Origin of the sequence: Streptomyces sp. NPDC046881 (genome assembly GCF_040645015.1) — a bacterium.
Taxonomy (GTDB): Bacteria; Actinomycetota; Actinomycetes; order Streptomycetales; family Streptomycetaceae; genus Streptomyces.
Map to the genome: position 1 here is coordinate 1 of NZ_JBEYXJ010000146.1, position 16,935 is coordinate 16,935.

The 16,935-nt window shown below is 73.4% G+C and carries 18 protein-coding genes; 12 read left to right on the forward strand and 6 right to left on the reverse strand.

The genetic code is table 11. From position 1 onward, the window contains the following. Positions 1 to 143: 143 nt before the first annotated feature. Positions 144 to 824, reverse strand: a complete 681-nt coding sequence (locus tag ABZ923_RS37695; RefSeq protein WP_361481677.1) for a pyridoxamine 5'-phosphate oxidase family protein — start codon at positions 822 to 824, stop codon at positions 144 to 146. Positions 825 to 874: 50 nt separating this feature from the next. Between ABZ923_RS37695 and ABZ923_RS37700 the strand changes: the two genes are divergently transcribed. Continuing rightward, positions 875 to 2,206, forward strand: coding sequence for an aminotransferase class I/II-fold pyridoxal phosphate-dependent enzyme (locus tag ABZ923_RS37700; RefSeq protein ID WP_361481680.1), 1,332 nt, complete (start codon positions 875 to 877; stop codon positions 2,204 to 2,206). A 56-nt stretch (positions 2,207 to 2,262) separates the two neighbouring features. Here the strand turns inward: ABZ923_RS37700 and ABZ923_RS37705 are convergent, their stop codons facing one another. Next, the gene (locus ABZ923_RS37705) at positions 2,263 to 3,198 is read right to left on the reverse strand and encodes a DMT family transporter (RefSeq protein ID WP_361481683.1); all 936 of its coding nucleotides are present in this window, start codon (positions 3,196 to 3,198) and stop codon (positions 2,263 to 2,265) included. Between the two features lie 74 nt (positions 3,199 to 3,272). Between ABZ923_RS37705 and ABZ923_RS37710 the strand changes: the two genes are divergently transcribed. Next, positions 3,273 to 4,175, forward strand: a complete 903-nt coding sequence (locus tag ABZ923_RS37710) for a LysR family transcriptional regulator (protein WP_361481686.1) — start codon at positions 3,273 to 3,275, stop codon at positions 4,173 to 4,175. Positions 4,176 to 4,189: 14 nt separating this feature from the next. On the opposite strand, the gene ABZ923_RS37715 is transcribed toward ABZ923_RS37710, so the two are convergent. Next, the gene (locus ABZ923_RS37715; protein WP_361481689.1) at positions 4,190 to 4,660 is read right to left on the reverse strand and encodes a pyridoxamine 5'-phosphate oxidase family protein; all 471 of its coding nucleotides are present in this window, start codon (positions 4,658 to 4,660) and stop codon (positions 4,190 to 4,192) included. 98 nt (positions 4,661 to 4,758) lie between these two features. Here ABZ923_RS37715 and ABZ923_RS37720 point away from each other — a divergent pair, with 98 nt between their 5' ends. Next, positions 4,759 to 5,403 (forward strand): isochorismatase family cysteine hydrolase, encoded by a 645-nt coding sequence (locus tag ABZ923_RS37720; protein ID WP_361481692.1) that lies wholly within the window; start codon positions 4,759 to 4,761, stop codon positions 5,401 to 5,403. 6 nt (positions 5,404 to 5,409) lie between these two features. Here ABZ923_RS37720 and ABZ923_RS37725 read toward each other — a convergent pair whose 3' ends face one another. Then, positions 5,410 to 5,895, reverse strand: coding sequence for a Rieske (2Fe-2S) protein (locus tag ABZ923_RS37725; protein WP_361481695.1), 486 nt, complete (start codon positions 5,893 to 5,895; stop codon positions 5,410 to 5,412). A gap of 174 nt (positions 5,896 to 6,069) precedes the next feature. Here ABZ923_RS37725 and ABZ923_RS37730 point away from each other — a divergent pair, with 174 nt between their 5' ends. The 7 genes from ABZ923_RS37730 (at position 6,070) to ABZ923_RS37760 (ending at position 12,270) form a co-directional block, all read left to right on the forward strand. Further along, positions 6,070 to 6,858 (forward strand): HipA family kinase, encoded by a 789-nt coding sequence (locus tag ABZ923_RS37730; RefSeq protein WP_361481698.1) that lies wholly within the window; start codon positions 6,070 to 6,072, stop codon positions 6,856 to 6,858. Next, positions 6,855 to 7,304, forward strand: a complete 450-nt coding sequence (locus ABZ923_RS37735; RefSeq protein ID WP_208031042.1) for a DUF3037 domain-containing protein — start codon at positions 6,855 to 6,857, stop codon at positions 7,302 to 7,304. Before ABZ923_RS37730 ends, ABZ923_RS37735 begins: the two co-directional genes overlap by 4 nt. 162 nt (positions 7,305 to 7,466) lie before the next feature. After that, positions 7,467 to 8,228, forward strand: coding sequence for a 3-oxoacyl-ACP reductase FabG (fabG, locus tag ABZ923_RS37740; protein WP_361481701.1), 762 nt, complete (start codon positions 7,467 to 7,469; stop codon positions 8,226 to 8,228). Positions 8,229 to 8,250: 22 nt separating this feature from the next. Then, positions 8,251 to 9,012 (forward strand): SDR family oxidoreductase, encoded by a 762-nt coding sequence (locus ABZ923_RS37745; RefSeq protein WP_361481704.1) that lies wholly within the window; start codon positions 8,251 to 8,253, stop codon positions 9,010 to 9,012. A gap of 194 nt (positions 9,013 to 9,206) precedes the next feature. Then, a complete protein-coding gene (locus ABZ923_RS37750) occupies positions 9,207 to 10,784 on the forward strand; it encodes an ABC transporter substrate-binding protein (RefSeq protein ID WP_361481707.1) in 1,578 nt (525 codons plus the stop codon). A 107-nt stretch (positions 10,785 to 10,891) separates the two neighbouring features. Beyond that, positions 10,892 to 11,575 carry a uracil-DNA glycosylase gene (gene ung / locus ABZ923_RS37755; RefSeq protein ID WP_361481710.1) on the forward strand — a complete coding sequence of 228 codons (684 nt, stop codon included), beginning with the start codon at positions 10,892 to 10,894 and terminating at the stop codon, positions 11,573 to 11,575. Positions 11,576 to 11,757: 182 nt separating this feature from the next. Then, positions 11,758 to 12,270: a hypothetical protein gene (locus ABZ923_RS37760; protein WP_361481713.1), complete on the forward strand. Its 513-nt coding sequence runs from the start codon at positions 11,758 to 11,760 to the stop codon at positions 12,268 to 12,270. A 118-nt stretch (positions 12,271 to 12,388) separates the two neighbouring features. Here ABZ923_RS37760 and ABZ923_RS37765 read toward each other — a convergent pair whose 3' ends face one another. Then, a complete protein-coding gene (locus ABZ923_RS37765; protein WP_361481715.1) occupies positions 12,389 to 13,030 on the reverse strand; it encodes a TetR/AcrR family transcriptional regulator in 642 nt (213 codons plus the stop codon). A 74-nt stretch (positions 13,031 to 13,104) separates the two neighbouring features. Between ABZ923_RS37765 and ABZ923_RS37770 the strand changes: the two genes are divergently transcribed. Beyond that, positions 13,105 to 14,280, forward strand: a complete 1,176-nt coding sequence (locus ABZ923_RS37770; protein ID WP_361481717.1) for an FAD-dependent monooxygenase — start codon at positions 13,105 to 13,107, stop codon at positions 14,278 to 14,280. Between the two features lie 10 nt (positions 14,281 to 14,290). Continuing rightward, a complete protein-coding gene (locus tag ABZ923_RS37775; protein ID WP_361481720.1) occupies positions 14,291 to 15,202 on the forward strand; it encodes a Gfo/Idh/MocA family oxidoreductase in 912 nt (303 codons plus the stop codon). Here ABZ923_RS37775 and lnt read toward each other — a convergent pair. After that, positions 15,120 to 16,694, reverse strand: a complete 1,575-nt coding sequence (gene lnt / locus ABZ923_RS37780; protein ID WP_361481723.1) for an apolipoprotein N-acyltransferase — start codon at positions 16,692 to 16,694, stop codon at positions 15,120 to 15,122. The two genes, ABZ923_RS37775 and lnt, sit on opposite strands and share 83 nt — an antisense overlap. Between the last annotated feature and the right edge of the window lie 241 nt (positions 16,695 to 16,935).

Here is a 16,935-nt window from a genome sequence, read left to right on the forward strand (position 1 = left end):
GGTGCGGCGCAGGTCGACGCGGCGCAGCAGGTCCAGCGCGACGTCGTAGGGGCGGGGCCGCCACAGATCGTCGACCAGCACGGACAGGGCGATCACCCGCGGGGCCGGCCGGCCGGAACCGGTTCCGGTGTGACCCGGTGCCGTCACCGCGCCGCCAGGTACTCCGGCAGCTCGATGCCGGGCGCCAGGTCGGCGTTGCGGACCGGTGCGTCGTAGCCCTTGCGGAGCGGGACGACCCCGGCCCAGTGCGGCAGGGAGAGGTCCTCCGGCTCGTCGTTGGCGCCGCCGGTGCGGACCTTGGCGGAGACCTCCTCCAGGTCCAGGCGGATGACGGCCGTGGCGGCCAGCTCCTTCCTGTTCGCGGGCCGGGAGTCGGCGGCCCGGCCGGGCACGACGTGGTCGACCAGCGCGTCCAGGGCGATGCGCCGCTCCTCGGGGTCGGTGACCTCGTGCGCGGTCCCGTGCACCACGACCGAGCGGTAGTTGATCGAGTGGTGGAAGGCGGAACGGGCCAGCACCAGTCCGTCGACATGGGTGACCGTCAGGCACACCGGCAGGCCCGGGTCGGTGGTGCCGGCCATCCGCAGCGGCCGGGATCCGGTGGAGCCGTGGACGTAGAGCCGCTCGCCGACCCTGCCGTACAGGGTCGGCAGCACCACCGGGGCGCCGTCGCGGACGAAGCCGAGGTGGCAGACGTACCCCTCGTCCAATATCGCGTGCACCAGCTCCTTGTCGTACGACGCCCGGTCCGCGGAGCGCGTGGGCACGGTCCGGTCGGTCGGTGAGTAGGCGGCGGCCCGGGTGTCCTCGGTCGTGCGCTGCACGGCGGTCCCTCCATTTGCGGTGAGTTTTGTACTAGTGCATACTTGGCTTTGTGCTAGGAGAGTATCGGATCGAAGGGCGGGGCGCAGCCGAGATCGCGGCCGGCGTCGAACGGGCGGTCGGTGCCGGGGAGCTGCAACCGGGCCAACCCCTGCCGCCCATGCGGGAGTTGGCGGCCCACCTGGGCGTGAACCCGAACACGGTGGCCGCCGCCTATCGCATCCTGCGGGAACGCGGGGTGATCGAGACGGCCGGCCGCCGGGGCAGCCGGGTCCGCCCCAAGCCGGCCACCACCGGGCGCGAGGAGCTGCGCGTGGAGGTGCCGCCCGGGGGCCGTGACCTGTCCACGGGCAACCCGGACCCGGCCCTGCTGCCGCGGCTCGCCCCGGCCCTCGCCGCGGCGGCCGAGCAGGGCGACCGCCGGCCCGTCCGCTACGGCGACGACCCGGTGGACGCGGACCTCGCCCGCATCGCCCGCGCCGAACTCGACGCCGACGGGGTGCCCGCGGGCCCGCTGACCGTGACCTCCGGCTCCCTCGACGCCATCGAACGCGTCCTCACCGCGCACCTCAGGCCCGGTGACACGGTCGCCGTCGAGGACCCGGGCTGGGGCAGCCTCCTCGACCTCGTCCCCGCGCTGGGTCTGCACACGGTCCCGGTCGGCGTGGACGACGACGGACCGCGCGCCGACGACCTGCGCCGCGCCCTGGAGGCCGGAGCCCGGGCCCTGATCGTCACCGACCGGGCGCAGAACCCGACCGGCGCCTCGGTGACCGCCACGCGCGCGCGTGCCCTGCGCGCGGTGCTGCGTGACCACCCGGGGACCCTGCTCATCGAGGACGACCACGGCCACGGCATCGTCGAGCTGCCCCTGCACCCCCTCGCGGGAGTCACCCGGCACTGGGCCTTCGTCCGCTCCGCCGCCAAGGCCTACGGCCCCGACCTGCGCCTCGCCGTCCTGGCCGGGGACCCGGTCACCGTCGACCGGGTCCGGGGCCGGCTGCGCCTGGGCCCCGGCTGGGTCAGCCTCCTGCTGCAGCGGGCCGTGGCGCACCTGTGGGCGCACGGCGCGGTGGACCGGGCGGCGGTGGCGCGGTCGTACCGTGACCGCAGGACCGGGCTGGTCGACGCGCTGGCGGAGCGGGGGGTCGTCGCCCACGGCCGCAGCGGCATGAACGTCTGGGTGCCGGTGCCCGACGAGACGGGTGCCCTCGCCCGCCTGCTCCAGCGGGGCTGGGCGGTGGCCCCGGGGGCCCGCTTCCGCCTGGCCTCCCGGCAGGCGGTCCGTATCACGGTCTCACCGCTCACCGAGGAGGACATCGCGCCGCTGGCGGACGCGGTGGCGGCGGCGGTACGTCCGTCTCCGGCCCGCACCTATGGCTGACGGCGCCTCAGAAAGGCGAGGGAGCGCGGGAAGCCACTGCCCGCGCCCCCGTCCGCTCAGGCCCCCTTGCCCCGCACCTGCGTGAGCGCGGCCCCCGCCAGCACGATCACCGCGCCCACCGGCGTCGTCCACCGGAGCGACTCGCCCAGGATCGCCACCCCCGCGGCCGTGGCGATGACGGGAATGAAGTACGTGACCATCTGGGCGGTGGTGGGCCCGACCTCGGCGACCAGCCCGTACTGGATCAGGACCGCCAGCCCCGTCCCCAGCACGCCCAGCCCGGCGACGGCCAGCAGCGGGACGAGCGCGAAGTGCTCGGGCACGCCGGTGAACAACGGTGTGACCACGGCGAGCTGCACCGTGGCGAGCAGCAACTGGCCGCCGGTCATCGACAGATGGGAGTTGCCCGTGCCGGCCAGCGTCCGCCGCACGTAGATCCACCCCACCGGATAGCTGAGCGAGGCCAGCAGCGCCATCGCCGTGCCCGTCGCGTCCAGCCCGTGGAAGCCCTGCCACGCCCCCAGCACGGTGAGGACGCCCAGGAATCCCAGCCCCAGCCCGGCCACGCGCACCCGGGTCGGCCGGTCCTCGGACAGGGCGACCAGGGACAGGGCCATGCCCCACAGCGGAGAGGTCGCGTTGCAGATGCCGGCCAGGGTGGACGGGATCGTCAGCTCGGAGTAGGCGAACAGGGAGAACGGCAGAGCGTTCAGCAGGAACGCGGCGACCGCCATGTGTCCCCACAGCCGGGCCCCGCGCGGCAGCCGCTCGCGCTTGACCGCCATCGCCGTCACCAGGACCGCCGTACCGAACACCAGTCGTCCGAGGGTGACCTGGAAGGGGGCGTACCCCTCGGTCCCCACCTTGATCAACAGGAAGCTGAAGCCCCAGATCAGGGACAGGGCTCCGAAGCGGAGCCGCCAGTCGAGGCGGATGCGGGGGCGGGCGGGGGCGGTGGGCCCGGTGCGGGACGAGGTGGTGACCGTGCTCATGACCTCCACTGTGCGGGAGCCGACCTCGTAGCACAATCGAGTTTTCTCGCCTGGTACCTCTTAGAATCACTTACATGTTGAACCTGGAGCGCCTGCGCACCCTCGACGCACTGGCCCGGCACGGCTCGGTCAGCGCCGCCGCCGAGGCGCTGCACGTCACCACGTCCGCGGTCTCGCAGCAGCTGGGCAAGCTGGAGCGGGAGATCGGCCAGCAGCTCCTGGCCAAGAACGGCCGGGGGGTACGGCTCACCGACGCCGGCCGGCTGCTGTCGGAGCACGCGGGGCGCATCCTGTCGCAGGTCGAGCTGGCCGAGTCCGACCTGGAGGCGCACCGCGGCCAGGTCGTCGGCGAGCTGCGGCTCTCGGCGTTCCCGACCGCCGCCCGCGGCCTCTTCCCGGCCGCGCTCGGCGCGCTGCGCACCGAGCACCCGGGGCTGCGCGTGCGCTCCAGCGAGCTGGAGCCGGAGAACGGCATCGCCGGGGTGGTCCGCGGCGATCTCGACCTCGCGGTGGTCCTGGACTGGTACAACAAGCCGATGCCGGTGCCCGACGGGCTCGTCAAGGCGCCCCTGCTCGACGACCCGGCCGAGGTCGCGATGCCCGTCGGGCACCGGCTCGCGGACCGGGACGAGGTGGAGCTGACCGAGTTCGCCGAGGACGAGTGGATCACCTGGGGCGAGGGCGAGTTCTGCCACGAGTGGCTGATGTTCACCCTGCGGTCCAAGGGCGTCGAGCCGATCGTCGGCCACCGCGCGGGCGAGACCCACACCCAACTCGGTCTGGTCGCCGCCGGGCTGGGCGTGTGCATCGCACCGCTGCTCGGCCGGCACCCGGTACCCGACGGCGTGGTGCTGGTGCCGCTCAGGCAGCGGGTGCGCCGCCACGTGTACGTGGTCTGGCGGGCGGACGCGGACCGCCGGCCCTCGATCCGCGCGGCGGTGGAGGCGCTGCGGACGGCTGCGCGCGAGCTGGGCTGAGGGCCGCGGCCGCGTCAGGCCCCGCCCAGCTTCCGGAAGTCCCACGAGACGATCTTCTCCGGGGTCAGCCGGGCCCAGGCGTGCCGGCCGTCGTGCGGCATCTCGTCCAGGCCGAAGTTCTTGCGGGCGAACAGCGTCTCGGCGGTGTCGAGTTCGGCGCACAGCTCGCCCCGGCGCGGCACCTCGCCCACGAACTCCACCCGGCCGGACAGCTCGACCCCGCGCAGCTGGTCGTACTCCTCGCCGGAGTCGACCACGACGGCCACCCGCGGGTCGCGGCTCAGCTGGGCCCAGCGCCGGCTGCGCACCACCGAGTACAGCCACAGCGAGGTGCCGTCCCAGGCGAACCACAGTGCGCTGACGTGCGGTGTGCCGTCGCCGGACACGGTCGCCACCCGGCAGGTGCGCTGGGTGGTCAGGAACTCGTCCAGCTCGCCGGGCGTCATCATGATCTTCCGGCCCCGGCGTTGCTGCGTGACGGACATGCGGCCCCCTCTTCTCCCACGTCGTGTCAGAAAACTATCGTGATCCTCTGACATCACGTCAGAAAAGAGAAGCCGTCGTCTTCAAGGGGGCACACGCCATGCCGTCGTACGAGCGACTCGGTGAACTCCTCGACCCCGCGAGCACCGTCCTGCTCACGGTGGAGTGCCAGCAGGGGGTCGTCGGACCGGACAGCGCCCTGCCCGAACTCGCCCGCGAGGCACGCTCCTCCGGCGCCCTGCGCAATGTGGCCCGGCTGGTCGCCGGCGCCCACGAGAGCGGGGTGCAGGTGATCCACGCGGTCGCCGAGCGCCGGCCCGACGGCCGGGGCGCGAACCGCAACGCCCGTCTGTTCCGGGCCGCCGAACGGCTCCCCGTGCACCAGCTGGCCGGCAGCACGGCGGTCCGGGTCGCGCCCCCGATCGAGGTCGCCGAGGAGGACTTGGTCGTACGGCGGCTGCACGGGCTGTCCCCGATCCACGGCACCGAGGTCGACGCCCTGCTGCGCAACCTCGGCTGCCGCACGCTGATCGTCACCGGGGTGTCGGCGAACGTCGCCGTCCCCAACGCCGTGTTCGACGCCGTCAACCTCGGCTACACCGTCGTGGTCCCGGCCGACGCCATCGCCGGGGTGCCCGCCGAGTACACCCCCGCGATGATCCGCAACACCCTCGCGCTGGTCGCCACGATCGCGGCCACCGACGAGGTGCTCGGCTGCCTCACCAGGGCGCGGCAGCGGCGCTGAGCCCGCTCAGGCCAGCTTGATCTCGTCGCCGGAGACGGTGATCTTCGCTGCGGGCAGCGCCTGCGTGGCGGGCCCCTTCTTCACGCTGCCGTCCGCCGCCGAGAACTCGCTGTTGTGGCAGGGGCACAGGATCACGCCGTCCGCCACGCTGCCCACCGAGCAGCCGCGGTGCGTGCACTTGGCCGAGAACGCCTTGTAGGTGCCCGCCGTCGGCTGGGTGACCACGACACCCTGGTCCTTGAAGATCTTGCCACCGCCCTCGGGGATGTCCGCGGTCTTGGCGAGCGCCGTGCCGCCGGCCGCCGTGCCGCCGGCCGCGGAGCCGCCGTTCTGCGTCGACCCGGTGGAGCCGTCGGATCCCGACCCGGTGTCCGAGGAGTCGTCGCCCGAACCGCAGGCGGTCAGCGCGGCGGCGAGCCCCGCCGCTCCGGCCGCCGCCACGACGGTACGGCGGCCGGGTCCGGTTGCGGGGTGGAGCGATGCGCTGGTCATGTGGGGATTCCCTTCCGCGGAGCTTCTCCTGGTCCGTCATGGGGTACGGCCCGGGGGGCGCGGCCGTTCAGACGGCACCGGGATCCTCGCCGACCGGCGGTGAGCGGGCCGTAAGCCGCGGCTGTCGACCGGCTGTGCACCGGACGGCCGGCCGCGCGCCAGTAACCTGGGGCGATGCTCAAGGAAGTCACCGCGACCCGCTACATCACGCCGCTGCGTGAGGGGGGCTCGCTGCCGGGGCTCGTCGAAGCCGACGACTTCGGGACCTACGTCATGAAGTTCACCGGTGCCGGGCAGGGCCGCAAGACCCTGGTCGCCGAGGTGGTGTGCGGCGAACTCGCCCGCCGCCTCGGATTCCGCGTGCCCCGGCTGGTCACCGTCCAGCTGGACCCCGTCCTCGGGCTCGGCGAGCCCGAGCAGCAGGTGCAGGACCTGCTCCGGGCCAGCGGCGGCACCAACCTCGGCATGGACTTCCTGTCCGGTGCCCTCGGCTACGACCCGCTCGCCTTCCCGGTGGGCGCGGCGGAGGCCGGCCAGATCGTCTGGTTCGACGCGCTGATCAACAACGTCGACCGCTCCTGGCGCAACCCCAACCTGCTGGTGCACCAGGGCGAGCTGTGGCTCATCGACCACGGCGCCACCATGATCTGGCACCACAACTGGCCCGCCGCCGAGGCCTCGGCCGCGCGCCCCTACGACGCCTCCGACCACGCCCTCGCCCGCTTCGCCCCGGACGTCCGCGCCGCCGCGGCCGAGCTGGCACCCCGGGTCACCGAGGACCTGCTGGCCGAGGTCACCGCCGAGATCCCCGAGGCCTGGCTCGCCGACGAGCCCGGCTTCGACACCCCGGACGAGCTGCGCCGGGCCTACGTGCGGCCGCTGCTCGCCCGGGCGGCCGTCATCGCCGAGCGGATCACCGGCCTCGGCACCGGCAACGGCTCCGGAACCGAGGAGGGCAAGTGAGCGAGCGCCACATCCACATGGCCGGTCATGTGACCGAGCGGCACATCACCCGGGCCGGCCAGGGCGGCGACCGGGACGTGTTCGAGTACGCGCTGCTGCGGGTCGTACCCCGGGTGGAGCGCGGGGAGTGCATCAACGCGGGCGTCGTCGTGTACTGCCGCGCCCGGGGCTATGTCGGCGCCCTCACCCACCTGGACGAAGCCCGGCTGCTCGCGCTGGACCCGGCCGCCGACGTGGCCGGGGTGCGCGCCGCGCTCGGCGCGATCGAGCGGCACTGCGCGGGCGGCGAGCAGGCCGGGCAGGCGGCCGGCGACGACGCGGGGCGCCGCTACCGCTGGCTGGTCGCGCCCCGCTCCACCGTGGTGCAGCCCGGTCCCGTGCACACCGGTCTGACCGCCGACCCGGCCGCCGAGACCGAGCGGTTGCTGGACCTCCTGGTGAGGTAATGGATCACACCGGCCGGATGTGCCGTTGACACCGCGTGCCAGGGCTTCTAGCGTCACGGGTGCTGAAGGTACTAAGCGGTCGCTCACCGCACCAGGGGCCCTCTTCCAGGGCCCCGCCAGGTTCTCTCAAGAGGTTTTCTCAAGGGCGAGGAGAAGCAGCACATGTCCACCACTGAACAGCGGGTCGCGATCGTCACCGGCGCGGCGCGCGGAATCGGCGCCGCCACCGCCGTACGACTGGCCGCCGAAGGCCGCGCGGTCGCCGTGATCGACCTGGACGAGGCCGCCTGCAAGGACACCGTCGAGAAGATCACCGCGGCCGGCGGCAGGGCCATCGCCGTCGGCGCGGACGTCTCCGACGAGGCGCAGGTCCAGGCCGCCGTCGCCCGGGTCGCCGAGGAGCTGGGCGCCCCGACGATCCTGGTCAACAACGCGGGCGTGCTGCGCGACAACCTGCTGTTCAAGATGAGCGTCTCCGACTGGGACACCGTCATGAACGTGCACCTGCGCGGCTCCTTCCTGATGACCAAGGCCGTCCAGAAGCACATGGTGGACGCGGGCTTCGGCCGCGTCGTCAACCTGTCCTCGTCCTCGGCGCTCGGCAACCGCGGCCAGGCCAACTACTCCGCCGCCAAGGCCGGCCTCCAGGGCTTCACCAAGACCCTCGCCATCGAGCTGGGCAAGTTCGGCATCACCGCCAACGCGGTCGCCCCCGGCTTCATCGCCACCGAGATGACCAAGGCCACCGCCGACCGCGTGGGCATGGGCTTCGACGACTTCAAGAAGGCCGCCGCCACCCAGATCCCGGTGCAGCGCGTCGGCGAGCCCGAGGACATCGCCAACGCCATCGCCTTCTTCACCGGCGAGGCGGCCGGCTTCGTCTCCGGCCAGGTGCTGTACGTCGCCGGCGGACCGCTCAACTAAGGGACTCAGGGGTAACACAGTCATGACTGAACTCCCGGAGCTGTCCGGCAGGGTCGCGATCGTCACCGGCGCCAGCCGCGGCATCGGCTACGGCGTCGCCGAGGCGCTGGTCGCCCGCGGCGACCGCGTGTGCATCACGGGCCGCGGCGAGGACGCCCTGAAGGAAGCCGTCGAGCAGCTCGGCACCGAGCGCGTCATCGGCGTCGCCGGCAAGGCGCACGACCTGGACCACCAGACCGAGGTCGTCGAGCGCACCATGGAGGCCTTCGGCCGGGTCGACTTCCTGGTCAACAACGCGGGCACCAACCCGGTGTTCGGCCCCATCGCGGACCTCGACCTGAACGTCGCCCGCAAGGTCTTCGAGACCAACGTGATCTCCGCGCTCGGCTTCGCCCAGAAGACCTGGCACGCCTGGCAGAAGGACAACGGCGGCGCGATCGTCAACATTGCCTCGGTCGCCGGCCTCGCGCCCTCGCCGTTCATCGGCGCGTACGGCGTCAGCAAGGCCGCGATGATCAACCTGACCCAGCAGCTGGCGCACGAGTTCGCGCCCAGGGTACGGGTCAACGCCATCGCCCCGGCCGTGGTCAAGACGAAGTTCGCGCAGGCCCTGTACGAGGGCCGGGAGGAGGAGGCGGCCGCCGCCTACCCGCTCGGCCGGCTCGGCGTGCCCTCCGACATCGGCGGGGCGGCCGCGTTCCTCACCTCCGAGCAGTCCGACTGGATCACCGGTCAGACCCTCGTCGTGGACGGCGGCATCTTCCTCAACGCCGGCGTCGCCTGAGGCGGGGCATCTCTTCCGGGCGCCGATTTTCGGACGGATCGGCGCCCGGAAGGCCGTACGGGATCCGCACAGCGGAATGACAACGTCGTCATGGTTCAGACGATCAAGAACGCCCTTGACCGGGGAGGTTCAAGGCTCCGGACGCTGCGGTATGGTCTGCCGACCCTTGGTATGGCAGATCGAGGAGCGTGCGCGTGTTCAACCGGAACCGATTCCTGCGGAGAGTCGCGGCGATCGCGTCCATATCGCTGGTGGCGGGATGCAGCCTGCTGTCCGACGACGACCCCGACAGCCAGGGGCCGATCGTCGTGGGCACCACCAGCGCCCCCAGCACGCTGGACCCGGCCGGTGCCTGGGACGGCTCCTGGGAGCTGTACCGGAACATCTTCCAGACGCTCCTCGCCTACCCGAGCGGTGCCACCACCCCCCAGCCCGACGCCGCCGAGAGCTGCTCCTTCACCGACTCCGCGAGCCGCACCTACCGCTGCAAGCTCCGCTCCGGCCTGAAGTTCGCCGACGGCGACCCGCTGACCGCCGAGGCCGTCCGGCACTCGATCGACCGCATCCGCACCATCAACGCCCCCGGCGGCCCCGCCGGCCTGCTCGGCAGCCTGGACCGCATCGAGACCTCCGGCGACCGCGAGATCGTCTTCCACCTCAACCAGTCCGACGCCACCTTCCCGTTCGTGCTGGCCACGCCGGCCATGTCGATCGTCGACCCGGACGACTACCCCACCAACTCCCTGCGCAAGGACACCTCGGTGTACGGCTCCGGGCCGTACAAGCTGCAGTCCTACGAGGAGGGCTCCGAGGCCGTCCTGGTCCGCAACGGCAACTACGAGGGCTTCGCCAAGCCGCAGAACGACGCGGTGACCATCCGCTACTTCAAGGACTCCGCCGGGATGGTCAAGGCGCTCAAGGACAAGCAGATCGACGTCACCTACCGCGGTCTCGCCGCCGACGACATCCTCGCCCTGCAGGAGCACGACAGCGAGGACCTGCAGCTGGTCGACGGCGCCGGCACCGACATCAGCTACCTGGTGTTCAACCCCAAGGACTCCTGGGCCAAGCAGCCCGCCGTGCGCAAGGCCGTCGCGCAGATCGTCGACCGGGGCGCGATCGCGCACAAGGTCTACAAGGACACCGTCGACCCGCTGTACTCCATGGTCCCCAAGGGCCTGACCGGCCACGCCACCGGCTTCTTCGACGACTACGGCGACCCCAGCGTCCCCAAGGCCCGTAAGATCCTCACGGACGCCGGCATCACCCAGCCCGTCCCGCTCACCCTCTGGTACACCACCGACCGCTACGGCTCCGAGACCGCCCTGATGTTCCAGGAGCTGAAGCGGCAGCTGGAGGCCTCCGGCCTGTTCACCATCACCCTCAAGGGCCGCCCCTGGAAGACCTACGTGGTCGGCTACCAGAACGGCGAGTACCCGGTGTTCGGGCGCGGCTGGTTCCCCGACTTCCCGGACGCGGACAACTTCATCGCCCCGTTCGTCGGCGAGCACAACGCCCTCGGCACGCCCTACCCGGCCAAGGAGATCACCGGCAGGCTGCTGCCCCACGCGCGCGCGGAGAGCGACCGCGCCCGGACCGTCAAGGACGTGGAGGCGGCCCAGCAGATCATGGTCGACGACGCCCGGCTGATCCCGCTGTGGCAGGGCCGGCAGTTCGTGGCGGCCAGCGTCGACATCTCCGGCGGCGAGCAGGCCCTCGACCCGTCGACGATCATGATGATGTGGACACTGCACCGCAAGACCAGCTGGTGAGACCGGCGAACGGCCCTCGCGGCACCGGTTGTCAGTGGTCGCCTGTAGGTTCTGGAACCTGGAAGTGACCGCACGCCGTAGTTGATCGACATCGTGAGGACGTTGACGTGACCGACATCGCCATGCTGCCCGAGTCCTGGCGCGGGGTTCTGGGCGACGAACTGCAGCAGCCCTACTTCAAGGAGCTGACCGAGTTCGTCGAGGAGGAGCGGGCGAAGGGTCCCGTCTACCCGCCGCGCGAGGAGGTCTTCGCCGCGCTGGACGCGACGCCGTACGAGCAGGTGAAGGTCCTCGTCCTCGGCCAGGACCCGTACCACGGCGAGGGCCAGGGCCACGGCCTGTGCTTCTCCGTCCGCCCGGGGGTGAAGACCCCGCCCTCGCTGCGGAACATCTACAAGGAGATGCAGGAGGAGCTGGGCCTGCCCGTTCCGGACAACGGCTACCTGATGCCGTGGGCCCGGCAGGGCGTGCTGCTGCTCAACGCGGTCCTCACCGTCCGTGCCGGCGAGGCCAACTCGCACAAGGGCAAGGGCTGGGAGAAGTTCACGGACGCGGTGATCCGCGCGGTGGCCTCCCGCCCCGACCCGGCGGTCTTCGTCCTCTGGGGCAACTACGCGCAGAAGAAGCTCCCGCTGATCGACGAGACCCGGCACGTGGTGGTCAAGGGCGCGCACCCCTCGCCGCTGTCCGCGAAGAAGTTCTTCGGTTCGCGTCCGTTCACGCAGATCAACGAGGCGATCGCCGCGCAGGGGCACGCGCCGGTCGACTGGCGGATCCCGAACCTGGGCTGACCGCCGCCGGGGGCCGGGGGAGCGCCCCGACGGGGCGCGGGGCCGTACCGGTGTGCGGCCCCGCCGCGTGGGCGCGACTGGCCGCGGCGCACCCGCAGTTGCACCGGCCCCGCCTGGCCGGGAATCCCCCTGGCGCCGGTTAGCGTCGGGACCGAACCATTGCCGACGGCCCGGAGGCACCCGTGGCGGAGCGACAGGAGCAGGCGGCGCCGGACGCCGTGCTGACGCGGATCGGGCAGGTCGTGATGCTGCACCACGGCGGTGACCGCGAGGAGGCCCGCAGCCGCTTCCTCGACCTGTGGGCGGAGATCGGCGAGGAGGGCGACCCGCTGCACCGCTGCACCCTGGCCCACTACCTGGCCGACACCCAGGACGACCCGGCGGACGAACTCGCCTGGGACCTGCGGGCGCTGTCGGCGGCGGAGGAACTGGCCGACGGCCGGACGGGCGGCGACCCGTCGAGCGTCCAGGGCTTCCTCCCCTCCCTCCACCTCAACCTGGCCGCCGACTACGACAGGCTGGGCCGCGCCGAGGCCGCCCGCAGCCATCTGCGCCGGGCCCGCAGCGCCGCGGGGGTCCTCGCGGACGACGGCTACGGCGCCGGGGTGCGGTCGGAGATCAGCCGGCTGGCGTCGCGGTTGGGGGAGGACGGCGGCCCGGGAGGCGAGGGCTGGACGCCGCCGCGCCAGCGGTAGCGCTCCGCCGGGTCGGCCGGGTCTCGCTCCGTGGGGTGCCGGGGGGTGCCGGTCGGCTGCGGCGTCCTCGTGCGTGCTCGCGCCCACGCGGCGGGACGGCATGCCGTGGGGCCGGCGTTCAGCCGCCGTCGGCGCCCTCGGTCCGTGCCCCCAGCAGGCCCCCGAGCAGCTCCCGCAGCCCGGTGCGGATCTCCTCCAGGTCCGGTGTCCGGCTGCCGAAGGAGCCGGCCGCGCAGGAGAACATCAGCCCGTCCGCCCAGGCGACCAGGGACAGCACATGGCGCTCCGGGTCGGCCGAGCCCACGGCGGTGAGCAGCGCGGCCAGCTGTTCCTGGAAGACGGCGCCGGTCCGGTCGTAGAAGGCGCGCAGTTCGGGGCGGCGGGTGGCTTCCAGGGCCAGTTCGTACCGGGCGATCAGCAGCTCGCGGTGGTGGGTCAGGGAGCGGTGGACCGCGCGCGCCAGCCCGTCCGCCAGCGCCTCGGGTCCGCCGCTCGGATCCGGCATCTCCGCCAGCGCCAGCACCCGTGCCTCCCGCTCCGCGTGCCGTCGCACCGCGAGTTCCAGCAGTGCCTGCCGGGTGCGGGCCACGTTCGACGTCGAGCCCGACGGCAGCCCGGCCGCCTCGTCCACCGCCCGGTGCGTCAGCCCGCGCATGCCGCGCTCGGCGAGCAGGGTGAGGGCGGCGTCGGCGACGAGGGTGGCGCGGGAGGCGCCGGGCGTGGCGGGGGTGCCGTGGGCGCCGGGGAGGTGTGCGGGCATGAGGCGACCCTATCCGCCTCACTACGCCTGTAGTAGAGTTGCGTTCACTACAGGTGTAGTCACAGGGAGGGGTCATGGCGGAGACGGCCCGGGCGATCGTCATCGGCGGCGGGATCGGAGGGCTGGCCGCAGCAGCCGCCCTGCACCGGAAGGGCTGGGCGGTGACGGTGCTGGAGCGCGCCCCCGCCCTGGACCCCGTCGGCGCCGCCATCTCCCTCGCCCCGAACGCGCTGCGGGCCCTGGACGTGCTCGGCATCGGCGAGGAGATCCGCGACCTGGCGGCCTGGCAGGGCGACGGGGGACTGCGGACCCCGGGCGGACGCTGGCTGTCCCGCTCGGACGCCGAGGCCGCGGCGGCCCGCTTCGGCGGCCCCCTGGTCCTGCTGCCCCGGGCCACCCTCGTCGAACGGCTCGCCGCCCTGCTCCCGCCCGGCGCCGTCCGCACCGGGACGTCCGCGACCCTCGCCGACCCAGGCGACCGCGACCGGCCCGCCCGCGTGACCGCCGGCGGGGAGGAACGGGAGGCCGACCTGGTCGTCGGCGCGGACGGCGTCAACTCCCGGGTCCGCCGCGCCCTGTTCCCCGCCCATCCCGGGCCGGTGTACGCGGGGTTCACCACCTGGCGCCTCCTGATCCCCGTGCCCGGCACCGAGTTCGCCCCGCACGAGACCTGGGGCCGCGGCCGGATCTGGGGCACCCAGCCACTCAAGGACGGCCGGGTGTACGCCTATGCGGCGGCCAGGGTCCCGGCGGGGGAGCGCGCTGCGGACGACGAGAAGGCCGAACTCCTGCGCCGCTACGGCGACTGGCACCACCCCGTGCCCGCCGTGCTCGCCGCCGCCCGCCCCGAGGACGTGCTCCGGCACGACGTCCACCACCTCGCCCGCCCTCTGCCGGCCTACCACGCGGGCCGGACCGCCCTCCTCGGCGACGCCGCCCACGCCATGCCCCCGACCCTCGGCCAGGGCGGCAACCAGGCCGTCGAGGACGCCGTCGTCCTCGCCCACCACAGCGGCGACCTGTCCGCCTACACCGCGGACCGCCTCCCGCGCACGACCGCCGTCGCCCGCCAGTCCGTCCGGGTCGCCCGCCTGAACATGGCCGGCAACCGGGCCGTCGTGGCCGTACGGAACACCGTCGTCGCGGCCCTGTCGCAGGCCGGGCCCGCACTCCTCCTGCGTGGATTCGACGGCATCGCCGACTGGCGGCCCCCGTATGCTTCCGGCAGGCAACACGCAGGCGAGTCGTAGGGGAGCGCACGTGAAGGTCGGCTGCATCGGACTCGGGGACATCGCGCAGAAGGCGTACCTGCCGGTGCTCGGCACGCAGCCGGGAATCGACCTGCACCTGCAGACCCGCACGCCCGCCACCCTGGACCGGGTCGGCGACCTGCTGCACCTGCCCCACGAGCAGCGGCACACCACCCTGGACTCGCTGCTCGCCGCCGGCCTCGACGCGGCCTTCGTGCACGCGCCCACCGTCGTCCACCCCGAGATCGTCGCCCGGCTGCTGGAGGCCGGCGTGCCGACGTACGTGGACAAGCCGCTCGCCTACCGGCTCGCCGACTCCGAGCGGCTGGTGGCCCTGGCCGAGCGGCGGGGCGTGTCGTTGTTCGTCGGCTTCAACCGCCGGTACGCCCCCGGGTACACCCAGTGCCGGGACCACCCGCGCGAGCTGATCCTCATGCAGAAGAACCGGATCGGGCTGCCCGAGGAACCCCGCTCGATGGTCCTGGACGACTTCATCCACGTCGTCGACACCCTGCGGTTCCTGGCGCCCGGCCCGGTCGACGACGTGACGGTGCGCGCCCGCGTCGAGGACGGGCTGGTCCAGCACCTCGTGCTCCAGCTCGGCGGGGACGGCTTCACCGCGATCGGGCTGATGAACCGGCTGAGCGGCTCCACCGAGGAGATCCTGGAGGTGTCCGGGCAGGACACCAAGCGCCAGGTCGTCAACCTCGCCGAGGTGATCGACCACAAGGGCCAGCCGACGGTGCGCCGGCGCGGCGACTGGGTGCCGGTGGCCCGGCAGCGGGGCATCGAGCAGGCGGTCCTCGCGTTCCTGGACGCCGTACGGGCCGGGAAGGTGCTCAGCGCCCGTGACGCGCTGGCGACCCATGAACTGTGCGAGCGGGTGGTCCGAGCGGTTCAGGACCGCTGCGGCGCAGCCTGAGCGCCCGCACCCCCTCCGTCACGCCCAGGACCGCCAGCACCAGCACCGCGCCGCCAACCGGCCAGTCCCCGTAGCGGACGTACGGCGTGACGCCGTGCGCGAGCGGTACGTCGTACACGCGCGCCGTGTTCGCGTCGGTGCCGAGCCACGGGCCGAGGCGCTGCCCGCCCGGGCCGTACACCGCCGACACGCCCGTGAGCGTGGCGTGCACCATCGGGCGGCCGGTCTCGGCGGCGCGCAGCGCGGCCAGCGAGGCGTGCTGCTCCGGCGCCCAGCTGCGCTGGAAGGACGAGGTGGACGACTGGCCGAGGAGGACGTCCGCGCCGTCCTCGGCGAGATGCCGGCTCATGTCCGGGAACGCGGTCTCGAAGCAGATCAGCGGGCCGACCCGCAGCCCGTGGCCGACGTTCATCACGGTCTGCGCGGAGCCGCGCTGCCGGTCCTCGCCCGCGGCCCGGCCCACCGAGGTGGCCCAGCCGAGCAGTGAACGGGCCGGTATGTACTCGCCGAACGGGACCAGCCGCATCTTGTCGTACCGGTCGCCGGTCAGGCCGTGCGGGCCGGCCAGCACCGAACTCTTGTAGATGCCGGGCCGGTCGGAGCGGCGGGCGTCCACGTTCACCAGCAGGTCGGCGCCGGTCTCGCGGGACAGGGCGGCCAGCCGCCGGGCCAGGTCCGGGCGGTCGTCCAGGTCGAAGCCGACGCTGGACTCGCCCCACACCACCAGGTCGACGCCCTGCCCGGCGAGCCGCCGGGTCAGCCGCTCCTCCACGGCGAACCGCTTGTCACCGCTGTCCTGCCCGGCCACGATGCCCGGCTGGACGACGGCGATCCGCACCTGCCCGCCGACCTCGGGGCGCGGCGCCCACGCCCACGCGGCCGAGGCCGCGGCGGCCGTGGCGACCAGCGAGGCCAGGGCCGGCACCCGTGACGCGCGCACGGCGAGCAGCATGGCCACCGCCACGTTGACGGCCACCACCAGGAAGCTGAGCAGCCACACCCCGCCGACCGAGGCCAGCCGCAGCGCCGGGCCCACCTGCCACTGGCTGGCGCCCAGCATGCCCCACGGCCCGCCGAGGCCCTGCCAGGACCGGACCAGCTCCACCGCGAGCCAGGCCGACGGCAGCACCAGCAGCGCGGCGGCGGCCCGGCCCGGCGTCGGCACCCCGCCCAGGAACCGGCGCACCAGCCGGCCCCAGGGCATCCAGAGCAGGCCCAGCAGCGCGGCGATCAGGAAGATGAACACGTGCAGGCTCGGCAGCAGCCAGTGGTGGACGGCCACCAGGAAGCCGATGCCGCCCCACCAGCCGTCGTAGCCGGCCCGCCGTGCGGTCGGCGCGGAGCGGGCCAGCAGGATCCACGGCACCAGGGCGACGTACGCGACCCACCACAGGGACGGGGCCGGGAACGCGAGCACGGGAAGGGCACCGGCGAGGGCGGCGGCGGCCGAGCGGCGCCACGGGGAGGCGAGCCAGCGGTTGATCATCCTCATAAGGACCCTCCCTACCCACCGATGGCTCCAGTGTGCGTGGTGAGTGTGCGGCGGTGCGCGTCGCGACCGGGGCGGGGCGGGGCGGGCGTCCGGCGGTTGCGGGCCGCTAACGGGGTTGGTCGCGCAGGTCCCCGCGGCTGCTAGGTCGTGTCCGCAAAGTCCCTCCGTCCGCCCGGAGGGCGGGCCCTGCGGCGTCTGGTGCGTGCTCTCGGCGTGCCGGGTGCAGTCCCTCGTACTGGAC